The sequence below is a fragment of the Segatella copri genome (assembly GCF_003465495.1).
Classification (GTDB): Bacteria; Bacteroidota; Bacteroidia; order Bacteroidales; family Bacteroidaceae; genus Prevotella; species Prevotella copri_G.
In genome coordinates, this window is record NZ_QSAV01000103.1 from 1 (window position 1) to 1595 (window position 1595).

Consider the following 1595-nt stretch of genomic DNA (forward strand, 5'->3'; position numbering starts at 1 on the left):
ACAAAAATAGTGCGAAATCTTTTTGCGTAGCAGCAAAAAAATGGTATAAACATGCGGATTTTAACCAAAATGAGCTGTTCTCATAGTGATAATCGGCTGATTTTCCCTGATAATGCTTCGCCCCACGCCATGAAGGATGCTACTGGAGTTCCACCTGATAGACTTTGCATTTATGTCAGCAGAGCATGACGTAAGTGCAAAGCCCCTCAGTCGGAAGGTGCCCACGAAACGACATGCGGTATCTTACAAACTGAGTAGGTGGGACGCAAGCGATTCCCACTTAATCAGTTTGACACTACTGCATGTCCATTCGTCGAGAAGGGCACTGGCTCACAGCATCAACCTTCATTTCCCTCCCTTCCACCTTATTATAATATAATGGTATTCCTCTTTTAAAATGTATTCATGTGGACGTGAATACATATATACATGGATAGGTGTGTACGTGTACACATGAATACACCTTGAAACCCTCATTCCATGATGAGTAGCAGGCCTTTATAGATTTGCATTTTTATAAACGAGATGATAATGCTTCGCCCCACACCATGAAGGATGCTACTGGAGTTCCACCTGATAGACTTTGCAGTTATGTCTGCAGAGCATGACGTAAGTGCAAAGTCCCTCAGTCGGAAGGTGCCCACGAAACGACATGCGGTAGCTTACAAACTGAGTAGGTGGGACGCAAGCGATTCCCACTTAATCAGTTTGACACTACTGCATGTCCATTCGTCGAGGAGGGCACTGGCTCACAGCATCAACCTTCATTTTCCCTCCCTTCCACCTTATTATAATATCCTGGTCTTCCTCTTTATAGGCATTCTGTCTTTCCTTTATAAATCTGTCGGCTTTTCTTCTTTATAATCTTCGCCCACGCCATAGTCCAGTAAGCATGAACAGTTAGTCAGGGTGTTGTTCTTTCGCAGGCCGATTATATTGACTTACGAAGGAACAACACCCTGGCTTTTAAAACTGTTGATACTTGCTTGGACTATTCCCACCCGGCTTTTTTTATCCCTTCAGTCATTCCCTGTTATATTTTTTCTTCTTACTGAAACCAGAAGTCTATGATTCCGTATCGTCTTTGGGATTTCGGGATTCTTTTTCTGCAAAGTTATCGCGTATTTGGCAAATAGCAAGTCGTGATTCGGTAACAATCTTCCTTTTCCATGTAACATGCAAAAGAGTATTTTTCCCATCAGACTTGCCTTATTGCCTTGTACGCACTTTGAAAAGCAGAAAAAGCTTCCCGATCCCAAGTCCGAAAGGACTTAACGAAAGGGAGAAAAAATTTAGAGACTATGGCAAAAGATTTCAACAACCGCCTGATTACTCCAGAATTGGAGAAGGCAATGCAGGACTATCCGCTCTATTCCCAGGATAGCAAAAAGAAGGATGCAGTTTGCATCGCAGTGTTTTTCATCGGCAACGCTCGCTGGTACATTCTTGAAGGACGGCGAGAAAATGATGATTTTGTGCTCTTTGGCATCGTTGTAGGTCTGGCAGAGACTGAGTACAGCTACATTTCTGCCAATGAACTGGCAAGTGTGGAACTGGACGCAACCAAGTTCGGACTCGGCAAGGTCAGAGTGGAG

Annotated in this window: 1 protein-coding gene; it reads left to right on the plus strand. The window is 43.7% G+C overall.

The features are described 5' to 3' along the window. Positions 1 to 1301: 1301 nt before the first annotated feature. Positions 1302 to 1595 (plus strand): DUF2958 domain-containing protein (locus DWV53_RS15190; protein WP_259319015.1); only part of this gene is annotated, 294 nt, incomplete at its 3' end.